Below are 15,279 nucleotides of genomic sequence, written 5' to 3'. Positions count from 1 at the left end.
CTTTCTGATGTCTCGTCGTCTTCCTCCCTTGTATGCCCTTCGCGCATTCGAAGCGGCGGCACGGCATAGTTCATTCACCCGCGCCGCCGAAGAGTTGTCGATCACTCAGAGTGCCGTCAGTCGGCACATCCGTACGCTGGAAGAGCATTTCGCCTGTCGGTTGTTCCACCGCAGCGGGCGCAATTTGCAACTGACGGAGTCAGCGCGGCTGATCCTGCCCGGCATCCGCGAAGGCTTCACGGCCCTGGAGCGAGCCTGCAATACGCTGCGCGCCGAGGATGACATCCTGCGCATGAAAGCGCCGTCCACCCTGACCATGCGTTGGCTGCTGGCGCGGCTCAGCCGTTTCCGGCATCTGCAACCGGGCAACGAGGTGCAACTGACCAGCGCCTGGATGGACGTCGACTCGGTGGACTTCAATCATGAACCGTTCGACTGCGCCGTCATCCTCAGCAACGGCAATTTTCCTCCAGACTGGGAGGCCAGTTTCCTGTTTCCGGAAGAGCTGATTCCAGTCGGCGCGCCGAATCTTCTGAACGATCAACCGTGGGATGTCGCGCGCCTGGCCAATGCCGAACTGCTGCACCCGACACCGGATCGTCGTGACTGGCGCAATTGGCTGGAGCGCATGGGCCTGACCGATCAGGTGTCGCTCAAGGGCGGGCAGGTGTTCGATACGCTGGAGCTGGGCATGATCGCCGCCGCCCGAGGGTACGGCGTATCCATGGGTGATCTGCTGATGGTGGCGGAGGACGTTGCTCAGGGACGGCTGAGCCTGCCGTGGCCGACGGCCGTCGCCAGCGGTGAGAAATATTACCTGGTCTGGCCGAAAACCCGACCGGGCGGTGAGCGTATGCGCCGGCTCAGCGATTTCCTGCAGGGCGAAGTGCGGGCGATGGAGCTACCGGACGTCGAGCGTCTGGGCTGAATCGATGCGGTTTGTTCGGTCACACATTTTGAATTCGCCTCTATTCCCTGTGGGAGCGAGCTTGCTCGCGATGGGATCGCTTCAATGTTCTGAATTAATGCAAAGCGTCGAATCGCCAAGTCTTCTGTGATCTTGTTTATAGAGCTTGATGAATCGTTTCAGCCAGTCTATAAAAATGGCACAACTCCAAGAAAGGCTGCTGCCATGACCCCGCTCAAACTCCTCGTTAGCCTCGGCGCACTGTCCACTGCCTCCCACGCCATGGCCTGGGACTACGTCCTGCTCGACACCGACAAGGCCGCCCAAAACTGGCAGATCACCAGCCAGCAACTCGGCGTGAAAACCGACAAACCCTTCTCCGTGGCCCTGCGCACCTTGCACGGTGGTCGGCAGGAAGGCGTCAGCATCGTCGACATCGATAACGGCTCCATGAAGCTCTCGGTGGTGCCCACTCGCGGGATGAACGTGCTGCAGGCTTCAGTTGGCACAGTACGCATGGGATGGGATTCGCCGGTCAAAGAAGTGGTCAATCCATCCTTCATCGAACTCAACGGTCGCGGTGGCCTGGGTTGGCTGGAAGGCTTCAACGAACTGGTCACCCGCTGCGGCTACGAATGGGTTGGCCACCCCGGCATGGACAATGGGGAATTGCTGACCCTGCACGGTCGCGCCGCCAATATCCCGGCCAGCAAAGTCACCCTGCACATCGACGAGAAACCGCCTTATGCCATCAGCCTGCGCGGCGAGCTGAAAGAGCAGGCGTTCAAGAAGGTCGACTTCTCTGTGGCGACCGAACTGGTCACCGAACCTGGCAGTGTGAGCTTCAGCCTCAACGACACCCTGACCAATAACGGCGACTATCCGAAGGAATACCAGGCGCTGTACCACAGCAACTTCAGCACCCCCTTCCTCGAGCAGGGCGCCCGCTTCGTCGCGCCGGTGAAACAGGTATCGCCGTTCAACGACAAGGCCAAAGGCGATCTGCCGGGCTGGCAAACCTACCGCGCACCCACCAAGGACTACGACGAAACGGTGTACAACGTGGTGCCCTACGCCGACGCCAAGGGCGATACGCTGACGGTGCTGCACAACAAGGCCGGCAGCCTGGGCGTTTCGGTCGGCTTCAACACTCAAACACTGCCCGTGTTCTCCCTGTGGAAAAACACCGACACCCAAGGACAGGGCTATGTCACGGGTCTTGAACCGGGGACGAGCTTTTCCTACAACCGCCGGTATCAGCGGCCACTGGGCCTGGTGCCGACGATTGGGCCGAAGGAGCAGAAGCAATTCCTGATCAGCTATAGCTTGTTGGCGGACAAGGGCGCCGTGGATCAGGCGCTGAAGCGGGTGAGCGAGATTCAGGATGGGCGGGAAACTGAGGTGCGGCAGGTACCGTTGGTGGATCTCACCAAGGGATGACATCCCGAACCCTTTTTATTTCAGTTCGCTGAAGGCTTCCTCCACTGCACGCGTGAGGCGCTCTCCTAACTCTGGTCTTTCTACAAACAGGGGATAGCGCTTGAGTAATTTGTTGGAAAGCGTATGTCCGTTTTGGCGCACGGCCCGGATGATCTGGTCCAATTCATTGTCCGGCGCCTCCAGGAATTGTTTAATGCTTCTGCGGGCGGTGTCATTCGCCCAAAGAAATTGCGCCTCCAGCCGCATTTCCTGAGTCAGCGTATCGTCGATGACCTGCGCCAGATAAACCGCATGAGCCGTCAGGTCTGGGTAGCGCCATGTTGGCAACGCATCGTCATACCCCGTGAAGTGGAGGTTGTAATGAACGCCATCCTCTGCCTCGACGGTTTCGCCAAACCGATACTGGGGCGCGTAATGTTTCATCAGTGGGCGGGAAAAACTCTCAAGTACGCGATCATAGGCGGCTTTGTTTTGAGTGCTGTGAGTAATCGTGGCCGAGACAGGAAGAATGACAGGTGGAGGTATTACTCCATCGCGCCGTAGTACATCGTTGATCAAGAAACGGGAGATGCGCCCATTGCCGTCAGCCATAGGGTGGATATAGACAAAGCCGAATGAGGCAACGGCTGCACGTAAGATCGATGACTGAGATTGAGTGTTCTGCAAAAATTGGCTCAGGCCTGTGAGCATGGAGCGGGTGTGATCCCAATGCGGGGCGATGTAATCGATCACGGGCTGATAACGCGCGGTGTGCCCTACATAAACTGGCGAGCGACGGATGCCGTAGCGTAACGCCGTCTTCCCAAGAATTTCACGCTGTAACCCTTCCAGCGTGTCTGGCTCAAGAGGATCGGAATGTGTTCCGCATTCCGTTTCCATGACATTGGCGAATCGGCGTATACGGTCCTCTTCGTCCTGCTCATGCTCGATGAGGAAACTGGCCCGGCTTTCCTTGACTGTCAGCCACACGGTACTGCGCATGATCAGATCGATGCCGAAATCGGATTCAAGCTCTCCCAGTTTGCTCGCAATGTCGTAACGTTCTGCGTTTCGGACTGCCTCATTCCGCCGAATCATTGGACAGTATGTTCTGCTGCCCGGCAAATTATTTCGAACACGCCATCGGGGGTTATTGACGGCTGCCCCGACGAGATAATCCTTTGGATTCAATGCATCGACATAGTTACCTGTTCGAGTAGACGCAACATTCAGTTCATCCGGCATCAACCACTCGTAGAGAAAGCACGCTCGCCGGGCAAATATCCCAACGGGCTCTCGAGTAATCCACTCCTCCAGCGCCTCTTTCACCGTCTCTAACGCATAAAGACGTGCGAGGAATTCCAAATGCACGCCTTCATAACGCAGAGCAAACGCCAAATGATCACTCATATTGGGCTTGGGACGATAAACCTCCGGATAGATCTCGTTGCGCAGATCTCCCAGTTGAGTGCTTGAGCGACGTGAGCCTATCTCGCTGCTGATGGGAAACGGTTGTACTGGAAATATCCGGTATTCGTGAGACAGCCAGAGATAGCCGATGCTGGACATAAATTCGCTTAACTCGTGCTCAAAAACGATTAGAAATACATGTTTCATTAAAAAAACGCTTACAGCAATGGTTGATGTGAGTGGCGCTTAGAATCAGGTGAATTTGTACAAAAAACCTTATCTAGGCAAAAAAACGCTTAGGGAATGAGGTTTTTCAGAAAAAACACTTATGCGACTATGGGCTCGAGGGCCTGTATTGAAGCGCCTCAGCCAAATGTTCGCGTCGAATGCCATCGAGTTGCTCAAGGTCCGCCAAGGTGCGCGCCACTTTGAGCAGCCGGTGGGCGCCTCGCAGGGACAAGGTCAAACGCTCGCAGGCGGTTTCCAGCCAGTTTTCATCGGCTGTGGATAGCTTGCAGTGTTTGCGCAGGCCCGGTAGATCAAGGAATGCGTTCGCACAGCCCTGGCGTTTCTGTTGCCGTTCTCGTGCATTGGCGACCAGCACCGCCGCGGTGGCCGTGTCGTCACCGGGTTTCGATGCGGGATTCAACGCCGTGGCTTCGCGGGCGACGGTCAGGTGCAGGTCGATGCGATCCAGCAGCGGCCCCGACAATTTGTTGCGATAACGCTGGACCATGTCCGGTGTGCAGGAACAGCGCCCACTCGGTTCACCCAGATACCCACAGGGACAGGGATTCATCGCCGCGACCAGCTGGAAGCGCGCCGGGAAGCGTACGCGGTCCCTGGCGCGGGCGATCACGATGTGACCGGATTCCAGTGGCTCCCTCAGTACCTCCAATACCTTGCGGTCAAATTCCGGGAGCTCATCGAGGAACAGCACGCCATGATGGGCGAGGGTGATTTCACCGGGTTGTGGTTTTGAACCGCCACCCACCAGTGCCGGGCCGGAGGCGGAGTGATGGGGGTGGCGAAAAGGTCGCTGCGGCCAATGGCTCAACGGCACGCAACTGGCGACCGACTGAATCGCCGCGACTTCCAGCGCCTCGCTTTCTGCCAATGGCGGCAACAGCCCCGGCAGACGACTCGCCAGCAGGGTTTTCCCCGTTCCCGGTGGCCCGCTGAACAGCAGGTTATGCGCCCCCGCCGCCGCAATCAGCAACGCACGCTTGGCCGCGAGTTGGCCCTGCACTTCGTTCAAGTCGGGATAAGGTTTGCTGGCATGCATCAAGCCATCCGAAACGTAAGGCTCGATGGGCGTATGACCATTGAAATGCGCAACGGCTTCCAGCAGATGATCCACCGCAATCACCTTCAAGCCCGATGCCAGGCACGCCTCTTCGGCATTGGCCCGCGGCACCACCAATGTCCGTCCGGCCTTGCGCGCGGCCAGTGCCGCCGGCAACACACCACGAACGGCCCGCACTGCACCGGACAGCGCCAATTCCCCAAGGCATTCCACATCGTCCAGCGTCAAGCTCGGCACCTGGACACTGGCCGACAGGATCCCCAGGGCAATCGCAAGATCAAATCGGCCGCCATCCTTCGGCAGATCAGCGGGAGCGAGATTCAACGTAATGCGCCGCGCCGGAAATTGCAGACCCGAATTGATGATCGCGCTGCGAACCCTGTCCTTGCTCTCCCTCACGGCTGTTTCGGGCAAGCCGACCATCGTGAGGGATGGCAAACCATTGGCCAGATGGACTTCCACGGTGACGGCGGGTGCATCCACGCCAATCTGGGCGCGGCTGTGGACGATGGAGAGGGACATGGTCGTTCCTTGAGCTGACGGAGAACCGCTTCCTGCGGTTTTTAAAGGGTAGTCGAGCCGGAAGGAGGCGCTGAAGTAGACGTTTACAAGAAGTATCAATGAGTCGTTTGAGCCCGCTGATTGACAGAGCGTCTAGTCAATGAATTAGTCATCTGATCGTAGAATAGGCATTCTGCAATTGATAGAATTCGGGTCAAGGGCTCCTATAGAGCAGGGGTGTTGAGGTTCACTACGATATTGCCTCAATACTGTGGATGTGCAGGATTCGTGGATCCTGTGGTAGCGGCAACCGGCGACAGTGGTTGGCTTACGACCCCTTTCGAGAGGATTCTCGGACGTGCTAAGCGAGCGCTGCGACTACCAGCCCTGAATTACATTGCAAAAAGGCGCCTTAGGCGCCTTTTTTGCTTTCAGAGTGCCCTCATTCTTTGCACCCGAGTTTCAAGGCGAAAAAGCGTAAAGAGCACGTGCTATCAATCAGACCATTAAGCTGTTTTTTGTAGGACCGTTCCTAGATAGATGAAGGACCCCGGTGAAAGAGCGAGGAACTTGGCTCCTTACGATCAGGCAGTGCGCGCGGCACGTCTTGCAGTCGAACCCACGACTAATTATCCAATATTAATTATTATTGACTATTTGGGTGAAGCAATCCTCCTAGTTCACTAGTACAGTAAATATGAGTATTGAAAAAATTCAAGATTTGACTTTTTTGTTGGAATCAGTTTATTTTGCGACAAAATAAAATTGGATCCAATAATAAGGGCGGTGACTGTGGACATATTGATGGGCTTGGTTGCTGCATTATTTTGGGGCGGAACAGACTTTCTTGTAGGATTAAACGCACGTGCTGTCGGGGTAAAAAGAGCCGTGTTTTTCGGTCAGGCATTAGGTTTTATCTTGATGAGCGCTCTTCTGCTCCTATACCCAGCCTATTTTGTAAAGTCTTTGTCGGCTCCAACGAAAGTCTGGATTTTGGGAGGGGTCGCTGCTGTGTTAACAGTTGTCGGCGCGTTGGCTCTATCAAAAGCCTTTGCATTAGGTAAGGCAGCAATTGTTGCGCCACTTGTAACGTCGTACGGTGTGTTTACCACGGCGCTAGCGTGGGTCAGTGGGGACGTTATTGTCCTCACACAGTTAGCCGGAATAGCCGTGTGCGTTGTTGGAGTACTTCTGACCAGTGCGCATAGCAACGCCGATGGCGCTATCAAGCGTCAAAGCAAAGCGTCAATAGTGTATGGTCTGCTTGCTGCGCTTTTGTATGGTGCAAGTTTCTGGATTCAGGGGAAATATACCCTGCCCATACTTGGGCCGATTACCATGTTGTGGCTTGGCTACGCGGTTGGTCTATTTCTTTTGTTCTTTCTGGTGCTGAAAGTGGATGCAGGTCTGAAATTACCTTCTGCGAAAAGTTTCGGTACCTTGACGAGTGCCAGCTTATTGAACTTGGGCGGGTTCTCTGCGTTTTCGTTCGGCGCGATCAGCGGTTCCGTGTCGGTAGTGACAGTAATTAGTACTTTGTCAGGTGGGATAGCGGCGGTATTGGGTTATTTTTTCTTTAAAGAGCGTCTTGGCATGATACAGGTGGTAGGCATTGTCTTGGTTCTGGTGGGAGCGATAATTCTACATTTGTTTCACTGAGTCTTAGCGCCGATTCTGTCCAAAAATGCTGATCGTTATATGTAAGGCATTTCCTTAAAAGCATTCGGATTGCTCTGTCAGACCCAACACGCCGCCAAGGAAGGCCGACTACCACCGCCTGAAGCTTCGGGACTCAGCTCCATTTGTCCTTCGTCTTGTTGGCCAGTCAGTGGCACCGGGTGATGGATTGGCGAGCTCCAAAATGGGGCGTTTCAAGGAGGATTTACATTTGAAATATTGACTAGAGGTGGGCATTAACGAATCATCGTTTTTGAGGACTGCAACTGCGCATTCGTCGGGACTGGGCACCAGCTAAGGCCCCCCCGCATTTTTGGCAGCAGAGAAAGCTGGTTTCTCTGAAGTAGTGACGATGGGTTCGCCTGTCGGATTCTGAACCCAAGGTCGCAAGGCTGGGAGCTAAAGAATCGCTGCGACTACTCCTCAAAATTACCTAAAAGGCGTCCGGTGGACGCCTTTTTTATTTCTGATTCGGTATTGCTCGTGGTACCTGTCCGACTAGCTTCTTTTGCCGGCCAGTAAACCAACTGGCTCAAGTTCTTTGCCGTGCGCGGCGGCGACTTCAAAATAGCGGCGTTGATTGACCGATATATTTCCGGCCAGCCGAAGTGCTTCGGCGTGAAACGCTGCAATTTGTAGCAGTTTTGCCTTTCGTTTTTTTTGGCTCATACACACCTCGTGCTAGATCTGACCACAGAAGGTAACGGAGAGAGACGGGGATACGAAATCAGGTGTGAGAGGCAGTTTTTGTAGGACTGTTCCGAAATGTATGAAGGCCAATGCCTGAATAGCGGGGGCGCTCTTGTGTGCTCGAGGGGGCTGCTTATGATCACAGCAGATCAAGCCACCCGGAGAAGGGAATATGAACACTAATGGAATGCGCTCGATTCATCCCGGAGAAATCCTTGAGCAGGAGTTTCTTGAGCCATTGGGCGTCACGGTGGCTGATCTTGCTTGCCAGCTTCCTGATTTCGAGATTGAACTGACAAAACTTGTAGCGCAGAGCACGGGAGTCAGCCCAGACCTTGCCAGAAAGCTGGCCACTCACTTCAATACCACGCCCGATTTTTGGCTGAATCTGCAATCGACCTACGAAGTGCGCAGTGACGATATCGAGCGTGGTTAGGTTGACTATAACGACTGGAATACTCGCGACGCTTTTTTCACCACGGCACATTGACCGCGTGTTGTGCCGGTTCTTCATTCGGCAGCAGGTGCGGCACATCTTGCAACCGAATCCACGGCTGGTTGTTCCAGTGCAGCAAGCTTAGCGACATCTCTGGCCAGTCCAGTCTGCTCAGGATCGGGCGTTCGGTTGAGGCGGGTTGCTGGGCGTCTCTGAGGGCTGGCACTACTTCGTGGGTCAGCCATTCGCGCAGGCCTCGATATTCTGGGCAGTAGTGATAGACCAGGAGCGCGTAAACGCCGGATTCGCTGATCAGCAGGGTATTTTTGATGCTGCCGTGGGTGAGTATTTTTGCGGTTTGGCGTTGGTCGGGGTCGAGTTTTCGGAGGGTGCGTTCGTCGAGGAAGAGGCGCAGCAGTCGGCCGAGGTCGCGGGCGCTGAACCAGGGCTGGTTTTGCAGGAGGAGGGCGTGGAGGGGGAGTTTGTGGCGGGTGAAGATGTGGGGGATCAGATAAGTGTCATCGCTATTCATTGATACAGCTCCTTTTGCTTGAAAGGGCTGCCAGCAATCGTCGCCAAACGATTGGGTGGCAGCTGTACGCGGGTTGGCGAACCGGAGCAAAAGGAACCCGGCAGACCCGAAGGTCTCCCACGCACAGCCGCCATGACTCGAGTCGATGGTCGTCGTGCGCCTTAAGCTTTCCGGGTCGCCAAACCCAGTGCTGAACATTCAGCAGTGGGTGAGCATAGGAACCGGGGCTTTGCGGCGCAATCGGACGGCGGTGGTGATGTTTGTAGGACGTTGCTGAGATGTTTGCGGGGCTTGAGATCAAAAGATCGCAGCCTTCGGCAGCTCCTACAGGGGGGTGGTCGAGCCGGTGTGGGGTGGCGGAAGACCGAGGTGACCCTATTCGCGGGCAAGCCCGCTCCCACAGGGATTGCGGGGTTATTCGGTTGGTGGGTTGAGCTTGGCTTCCAGCTCGGCCACTTTTGCTTCGAGACTTTCCAGTCGTGCCCGGGTTCGTGCCAGTACGACCATCTGGCTGTCGAATTCTTCCCGGCTCACCAGATCCAGCTTGCTGAAGCCGCTCTGCAACAAAGCCTTGAACTGGCTTTCGATTTCGCTTTTCGGCAGTGGGTTGTCACCGCTGAAGAGGCGGGAGGCGGTGCCGCTCAGGGCGTCGAGGAAGTCTTTGGGCGCGAGCATGGGAAAGGTCCTGGAAACTAATGGCGAGCAGTGTATCACGCAGTGTCTATAGTCAATCCCGACCGCAGGGATGCACGCTTTTCGCGCAGGCTGACGGACGGCGGCGCACTGTTGTTGTGCGTATCCGTCATGCCAATTAGGCGAAGGGGCTCAAGGCAGCGACCAAGGCATTGAATTTAATGGGTTTGGGCAAGGTGGCAAGCTTTCTGCTTAGGCGATAGTGACCCATGCACTGATGCAGTCGCTGTGACGAAGCAGTGCGCCAAGCGAAACGGGGAGTTTCGTCAGGAGCGGTTAGCTGGCGTCGGACGGGCAGGTAAGGCCGACGATGCGTTACAAAGCCAGGCACTGCGCTTAGACTTGAGTCGGGTTTGTTTTCCTGGGGCAAGTCCACCAATTCGGGAGAGAGTTTTCATGAAGCTAGTCACTGCCATCATCAAGCCGTTCAAGCTGGACGACGTACGCGAGTCGCTGTCCGAGATCGGCGTGCAGGGCATTACCGTTACTGAAGTCAAAGGCTTCGGTCGGCAGAAGGGTCACACCGAGCTGTATCGCGGCGCGGAATACGTGGTCGATTTTCTGCCCAAGGTGAAAATCGATGTCGCCATTGACGACAAGGATCTGGATCGGGTTATCGAGGCGATAACCAAGGCTGCCAACACCGGCAAGATCGGTGACGGCAAGATCTTCGTGGTCAATCTGGAACAGGCGATTCGCATCCGTACCGGCGAAACCGATACCGACGCAATCTAAGCCGCCACCACCCCAACGCCCCAGGAGAAAACAATATGACTCTGCGTAAATTCGCAGGGCTAGGAGCCCTGTTGTCCCTCGTAATGCCCAGCCTGGTCATGGCGGCAGACGAAGTGGCGGCCCCAGTCCTCAATTCGGGTGACACTGCCTGGATGCTGACCTCGACAGCCCTTGTGCTGTTCATGACTATTCCCGGCCTCGCGCTGTTCTACGGCGGCATGGTTCGGTCGAAAAACATTCTTTCCGTGATGATGCAGTGCTTCGCCATTACCGGTCTGATCAGCATCCTGTGGGTCATTTATGGCTACAGCATCGCGTTCGACACCACCGGCATGGAGCAGGGCGTCGTCAATTTCAACTCGTTCTTCGGCGGCATGGGCAAGGCATTCCTCGCCGGTGTCACGCCATCGAGCCTGACCGGTCCCGCGGCGCTGTTTCCTGAGGCGGTGTTCATCACCTTCCAGATGACCTTCGCCATCATCACCCCGGCGTTGATCGTCGGTGCCTTTGCCGAGCGGATGAAGTTCTCCGCCATGCTGATCTTCATGGGCATCTGGTTCACCCTGGTGTATGCACCGATCGCGCACATGGTCTGGTCCGGCAACGGCGGCCTGATGTGGGACTGGGGCGTACTCGACTTCGCGGGCGGCACCGTGGTGCACATCAATGCCGGTGTGGCCGGTCTGATCTGCTGCCTGGTACTGGGCAAGCGCAAAGGTTTCCCGACCACTCCGATGGCGCCGCATAACCTCGGCTACACGCTGATGGGCGCGGCCATGCTGTGGGTCGGCTGGTTCGGTTTCAACGCCGGTTCCGCTGCAGCGGCCAACGGCACTGCCGGCATGGCGATGTTGGTCACCCAGATCGCCACCGCCGCTGCCGCACTGGGCTGGATGTTCGCCGAGTGGGTCACCCACGGCAAACCAAGCGCACTGGGTATCGCCTCGGGTGTGGTAGCGGGTCTGGTCGCCATCACGCCGGCCGCAGGCACCGTGGGCCCGATGGGCGCGCTGGTGATCGGTCTGGCAGCGGGCGTGGTGTGCTTCTTCTGCGCCACCACCCTGAAACGCAAACTCGGCTATGACGATTCCCTGGACGCCTTCGGCGTGCACGGTATCGGCGGTATCCTCGGCGCGATCCTGACCGGTGTATTCGCCGCTCCGGCCCTGGGTGGTTTCGGCACCGTGACCGATATCGGTGCACAGGTGTGGATCCAGCTCAAGGGCGTGGGCTTCACCGTGATCTACACCGCGATCGTCACCTACATCATTCTCAAGGTGCTGGACGCCGTCATGGGGCTGCGTATCACCGAAGAAGAAGAGGCCGTCGGCATCGACCTGGCACTTCACAACGAGCGCGGCTACAACTTGTAAGAACGCGCCTGAAAATTTGCCCGGCTTGCCGGGCATTTTTTTGTCTGGAGTTTGTCAGTGAAGGAACAGCTGAAAGGTTTTTTCGTACAGGTTTCGTGACGTTTACGCGGCGTGTTTTTGTACGGCCAATGGCTTACATGATTGAAGGAATATTAGGGCCTTTGTTTTTTCCCAGAGCGCGCTAGAATGCGCCCCGAACGTGCGGAGAACTGTATGTGGCAACAGACTCTGATTACCTTGCGGGCGAGGCCCCGGGGCTTTCATCTGGTAACGGACGAGTTACTCGCCGGCCTGCCTGAAATCAAGGCATGCCGGGTCGGTCTGTTGCATTTGTGGCTACAGCATACCTCGGCCTCGTTGACCATCAACGAGAACGCCGATCCGGCGGTACGTCGCGACTTCGAACGATTTTTCAATCGTCTGATCCCACAAGGAACAGACGGCTATGAGCATAACGACGAAGGTCTGGACGACCTCCCGGCGCACTTCAAGGCCAGCGTGCTTGGCTGTCAGCTCAGTTTGCCGATTCAGGCAGGCCGATTGGCGCTGGGGACCTGGCAAGGCGTTTATCTGGGCGAGCACCGTGATCAGGGTGGTGCTCGTAAAGTCCTCGCCACCCTGCACGGTGAAGAGGCAAAGCCGTTGGTCCCAATGGCGGTTGAATTTTTTCCGGCAGCCGTCGACAGACGGCAAAGCTGGGCTATAACTAATCTGCTTTTCGCAAGTCATGAGGTAGAACATGAGCGACGATGATCTGGAAAACGACGACCTCGAAGTAGGCGACGACGAAACCGAAGAAGGCCTTGAAGCGGTGGCGGAAGACGTCGCTGAAGACGACGGCGGTGAAACGCCCGTTCCAACCGCCAAAGGCAAGGCCAAGGCTGCGGTATCGGTCGATGAGCTGCCGAGCGTCGAAGCCAAGAACAAGGAACGCGATGCCCTGGCCAAGGCCATGGAAGAGTTCCTGGCGCGGGGCGGCAAGGTGCAGGAAGTGGAGGCCAATGTGGTCGCCGATCCTCCCAAGAAGCCTGACAACAAGTACGGTAGCCGGCCTATCTGAGCCTCTGCCCGTGCTTGCTGAAAAAGCCCGCCGTCGCTGCGGGCTTTTTCTTGGGGGCGGGAAAATCAGGAGCCTGGCGGTGATCCCCTGTAGGAGCTGGCTTGCCAGCGAAGGCGGTGTGTCAGTCGATACATGTATTACTGAAAGGACGCCTTCGCTGGCAAGCCAGCTCCTACAGGGGTTTTGCGGTGTTTGTTGGGTTGAGGTTCAGGCCGAGCCTGCATTCCACCGCGCCAACAACGCCGGCAAATCGCTCAGGCTGCGAATCTCCGCGTCCGGCAAACGATCCGCTTCCCAGGCTTTGCCCGCCGGGTTGAACCAGATCGCCCGCAACCCCGCCTGCTGCGCTCCGGCAATGTCATCGCCCGGATGATCGCCGACATGCACCGCCGTCTGCGCCGTTGCCCCGCCACGCTGCAATGCCTCATGAAACAGTCGCGCGTCGGGTTTGCCGATGCCGATATCTTCAGCACACAGCGCAAACTTGAAGTAATCCGCCAGCCCTAATCGGCGCACATCGGCGTTGCCATTGGTGACCACGCCCAAGGCGTAATGCTTGGCCAGTGTCTCCAGCGTCGGTTCAACTTCAGGGAACACTTCGATCTGGTGCCGCGCATGCAAAAACACTTCAAAGCTCTTGTCAGCCAGGTCCGAAGCCTGACCATGGTCGTAGCCGGCTTCTTCCAGCGCGTGGAACAACACGCGCCGACGCAGGGCGCTGATGCGGTGCTTGAGGCCAGGCTCGCTGCTCAAAATCCGTTCACGAATGGACCACAAATGCTCCACCGGCACGGCGCCCAGGTTTGGTGCGTGCTCGGTCAGCCATTCACGCAATATGGCTTCGGCGCTGACGATCACCGGGGCGGTGTCCCACAGGGTGTCGTCGAGGTCGAAGGTGATCAATTTGATGGTCATGAATCATCGCCTTTAATACGTTTGGCCCGTGGATGGGCGCTGTCGTAGACCGTCGCCAGGTGCTGGAAGTCCAGGTGGGTGTAGATCTGGGTGGTCTTGATGTCCGAGTGGCCGAGCAGTTCCTGTACGGCGCGCAAGTCCTGCGACGATTCGAGCAGGTGGCTGGCGAAAGAGTGTCGCAACATGTGCGGATGTAGATTCTGTCCCAACTCGCGTTCGCCAGCGGCCTTGACCCGTACCTGAATCGCCCGAGGGCCGAGGCGACGACCTTGCTGGCTGACAAACACCGCGTCGTCCGCCGGATTGGCCATTGCCCGCAACGCCAGCCACTGCTCCAGCGCTTCGCGCGCTTTCTTGCCGACGGGCAATAGTCGCGTCTTGCTGCCCTTGCCGAGCACCTGGACCATCCCGTCGGCCAGATCCAGCTGATCGAGATTGAGCCCGGTCAGCTCCGAAAGGCGTAATCCCGAGGAATAGAACAACTCCAGAATCGCCTGGTCACGACGCGCCAGGAAGTCATCTTCCACCGCGCCTTCCAGCAATTGCAGCGCGCGGTCGGTATCGAGCGTTTTCGGCAGACGGCGTTCGCCCTTGGGCGGTGCCAGACCGTTGGCCGGATCGTGGTCGCAGAGGCCTTCGCGATTCAGATAGTGATACAGCCCGCGCACTGCCGAGAGCAGCCGCGCCAGGCTGCGCGACGACTGGCCCTGGGCATGCAGGCGCGCGATCAGGCTGCGCAGGCGCTGGATATCCAGCGCGGCCCAACTGTCGATGTTCTGTTTGACGCACCAGCCCAGCACTTTGTCGAGGTCGCGGCGGTAGGCGTACAGCGTATGAGGCGACACCTGTCGCTCACTGCGCAGGTGTTCGCAGTAAGCGTCCAGTTGCCGTTCCACGATCAGCGTCCCGAGCGCGCAGAGCTGTTGACCCGTGGCAGCACGCGGCCCATGACTTCGGCGATGTAGCTCAGGAACAGCGTGCCCACCGAGCTCTTGTAGTGCTGCGGGTCGCGACTGGCGATGGCCAGGACGCCGTGGATGCCTTGATGGCTGATGGCGACGACGGCGGTGGAGCCGATCTGCTTGCGCTGTTCTTCGCCGAACAGGAAGTCCAGTTCGTGCTCGCGCAGGCTGCCGCTGACGCTCTTGTCTTCCGAGAGCAGGCCGCCAATGGCCGCTTGCGCGTCGGCATGGGTCACCCAGCGGCCGACCGGCATCGGGTTGTCGCCCAGCAGGATCAAGCTGACAAAGGGCACCTGGAAGTCCTGGCGCAGGCTGTCTTCGACGCTGATCACCACGTCTTCCAGGCTGGTGGCGTCCATCAGCGCGAGAATCAGGCGGCGGGTCTTGTCGAAGAGACGGTCATTGTCGCGGGCGACGTCCATCAAGTGCGACAGGCGATGACGCAAGTCGATGTTGCGGTCGCGCAGGAGGGTCATCTGGCGTTCCACCAGCGATACGGTGTCGCCGCGCCGGTGGGGAATGCGCAAGGCCGGGAGCAGTTCTTCGTGTTCGACGAAAAAATCCGGATGAGCCTCCAGGTACGCGGCAATCGCCGCCGCCTCAAGGCTTTCGGAAGGGGATTCGTCGGGCTGTAGGGCGGGAACCTGAGGCTTATCTTTCATG

General features: G+C 57.5%; 14 protein-coding genes and 2 pseudogenes. 8 read left to right on the top strand and 8 right to left on the bottom strand.

Translation table 11 applies throughout. The features are described 5' to 3' along the window. Nucleotides 1–7: 7 nt before the first annotated feature. Together ACA062_RS32375 and ACA062_RS32370 are read left to right on the top strand one after the other, a co-directional pair. Nucleotides 8–928 carry a LysR substrate-binding domain-containing protein gene (locus ACA062_RS32375; protein ID WP_497454581.1) on the top strand — a complete coding sequence of 307 codons (921 nt, stop codon included), beginning with the start codon at nucleotides 8–10 and terminating at the stop codon, nucleotides 926–928. 204 nt (nucleotides 929–1,132) lie between these two features. After that, a complete protein-coding gene (locus tag ACA062_RS32370; protein ID WP_497454580.1) occupies nucleotides 1,133–2,347 on the top strand; it encodes an aldose 1-epimerase family protein in 1,215 nt (404 codons plus the stop codon). A 15-nt stretch (nucleotides 2,348–2,362) separates the two neighbouring features. On the opposite strand, the gene ACA062_RS32365 is transcribed toward ACA062_RS32370, so the two are convergent. Together ACA062_RS32365 and ACA062_RS32360 are read right to left on the bottom strand one after the other, a co-directional pair. Next, nucleotides 2,363–3,943, bottom strand: a complete 1,581-nt coding sequence (locus ACA062_RS32365) for a Fic family protein (RefSeq protein WP_497454579.1) — start codon at nucleotides 3,941–3,943, stop codon at nucleotides 2,363–2,365. A gap of 127 nt (nucleotides 3,944–4,070) precedes the next feature. Further along, the gene (locus tag ACA062_RS32360) at nucleotides 4,071–5,564 is read right to left on the bottom strand and encodes a YifB family Mg chelatase-like AAA ATPase (protein ID WP_497454578.1); all 1,494 of its coding nucleotides are present in this window, start codon (nucleotides 5,562–5,564) and stop codon (nucleotides 4,071–4,073) included. Nucleotides 5,565–6,347: 783 nt separating this feature from the next. On the opposite strand from ACA062_RS32360, the gene ACA062_RS32355 reads away from it, so the two are divergent. Then, the gene (locus tag ACA062_RS32355) at nucleotides 6,348–7,202 is read left to right on the top strand and encodes an EamA family transporter (RefSeq protein ID WP_497454577.1); all 855 of its coding nucleotides are present in this window, start codon (nucleotides 6,348–6,350) and stop codon (nucleotides 7,200–7,202) included. A gap of 516 nt (nucleotides 7,203–7,718) precedes the next feature. Here ACA062_RS32355 and ACA062_RS32350 read toward each other — a convergent pair. Then, complete coding sequence (locus ACA062_RS32350; protein WP_497454576.1) at nucleotides 7,719–7,889, bottom strand: hypothetical protein; 171 nt, start codon at nucleotides 7,887–7,889, stop codon at nucleotides 7,719–7,721. A gap of 193 nt (nucleotides 7,890–8,082) precedes the next feature. On the opposite strand from ACA062_RS32350, the gene ACA062_RS32345 reads away from it, so the two are divergent. Continuing rightward, nucleotides 8,083–8,346: a HigA family addiction module antitoxin gene (locus tag ACA062_RS32345; RefSeq protein WP_497454575.1), complete on the top strand. Its 264-nt coding sequence runs from the start codon at nucleotides 8,083–8,085 to the stop codon at nucleotides 8,344–8,346. Between the two features lie 5 nt (nucleotides 8,347–8,351). On the opposite strand, the pseudogene ACA062_RS32340 reads toward ACA062_RS32345, so the two are convergent. Then, a pseudogene (locus ACA062_RS32340) lies at nucleotides 8,352–8,878 on the bottom strand (BRO-N domain-containing protein). A 414-nt stretch (nucleotides 8,879–9,292) separates the two neighbouring features. Then, nucleotides 9,293–9,553: an accessory factor UbiK family protein gene (locus ACA062_RS32335; RefSeq protein ID WP_121733396.1), complete on the bottom strand. Its 261-nt coding sequence runs from the start codon at nucleotides 9,551–9,553 to the stop codon at nucleotides 9,293–9,295. Nucleotides 9,554–9,967: 414 nt separating this feature from the next. On the opposite strand from ACA062_RS32335, the gene glnK reads away from it, so the two are divergent. From glnK to sutA, 4 genes and pseudogenes are all read left to right on the top strand, one after another. Continuing rightward, nucleotides 9,968–10,306, top strand: coding sequence for a P-II family nitrogen regulator (glnK, locus tag ACA062_RS32330; RefSeq protein ID WP_002555808.1), 339 nt, complete (start codon nucleotides 9,968–9,970; stop codon nucleotides 10,304–10,306). A 35-nt stretch (nucleotides 10,307–10,341) separates the two neighbouring features. After that, on the top strand, nucleotides 10,342–11,679 hold the full coding sequence (locus ACA062_RS32325; RefSeq protein ID WP_497454574.1) for an ammonium transporter: 1,338 nt from the start codon (nucleotides 10,342–10,344) through the stop codon (nucleotides 11,677–11,679). Between the two features lie 213 nt (nucleotides 11,680–11,892). After that, a pseudogene (locus ACA062_RS32320) lies at nucleotides 11,893–12,309 on the top strand (secondary thiamine-phosphate synthase enzyme YjbQ); the annotation flags it as partial. A gap of 109 nt (nucleotides 12,310–12,418) precedes the next feature. After that, nucleotides 12,419–12,739 (top strand): dormancy-specific transcriptional regulator SutA, encoded by a 321-nt coding sequence (gene sutA / locus ACA062_RS32315; RefSeq protein ID WP_497454573.1) that lies wholly within the window; start codon nucleotides 12,419–12,421, stop codon nucleotides 12,737–12,739. Between the two features lie 207 nt (nucleotides 12,740–12,946). Here the strand turns inward: sutA and ACA062_RS32310 are convergent, their stop codons facing one another. Genes ACA062_RS32310 through ACA062_RS32300 form a run of 3 tightly spaced genes read right to left on the bottom strand, consistent with a single transcriptional unit; the run spans nucleotide 12,947 to nucleotide 15,278 of the window. Then, a complete protein-coding gene (locus ACA062_RS32310) occupies nucleotides 12,947–13,654 on the bottom strand; it encodes an HAD family hydrolase (RefSeq protein WP_497454572.1) in 708 nt (235 codons plus the stop codon). Beyond that, nucleotides 13,651–14,550 (bottom strand): tyrosine recombinase XerC, encoded by a 900-nt coding sequence (gene xerC / locus ACA062_RS32305; RefSeq protein WP_128872544.1) that lies wholly within the window; start codon nucleotides 14,548–14,550, stop codon nucleotides 13,651–13,653. Before xerC ends, ACA062_RS32310 begins: the two co-directional genes overlap by 4 nt. Nucleotides 14,551–14,552: 2 nt before the next feature. Further along, complete coding sequence (locus ACA062_RS32300; RefSeq protein ID WP_497454571.1) at nucleotides 14,553–15,278, bottom strand: DUF484 family protein; 726 nt, start codon at nucleotides 15,276–15,278, stop codon at nucleotides 14,553–14,555. Between the last annotated feature and the right edge of the window lies 1 nt (nucleotide 15,279).

Source organism: Pseudomonas sp. LBUM1679, from assembly GCF_059695565.1.
This window is presented reverse-complemented; position numbering and strand designations above follow the sequence as displayed.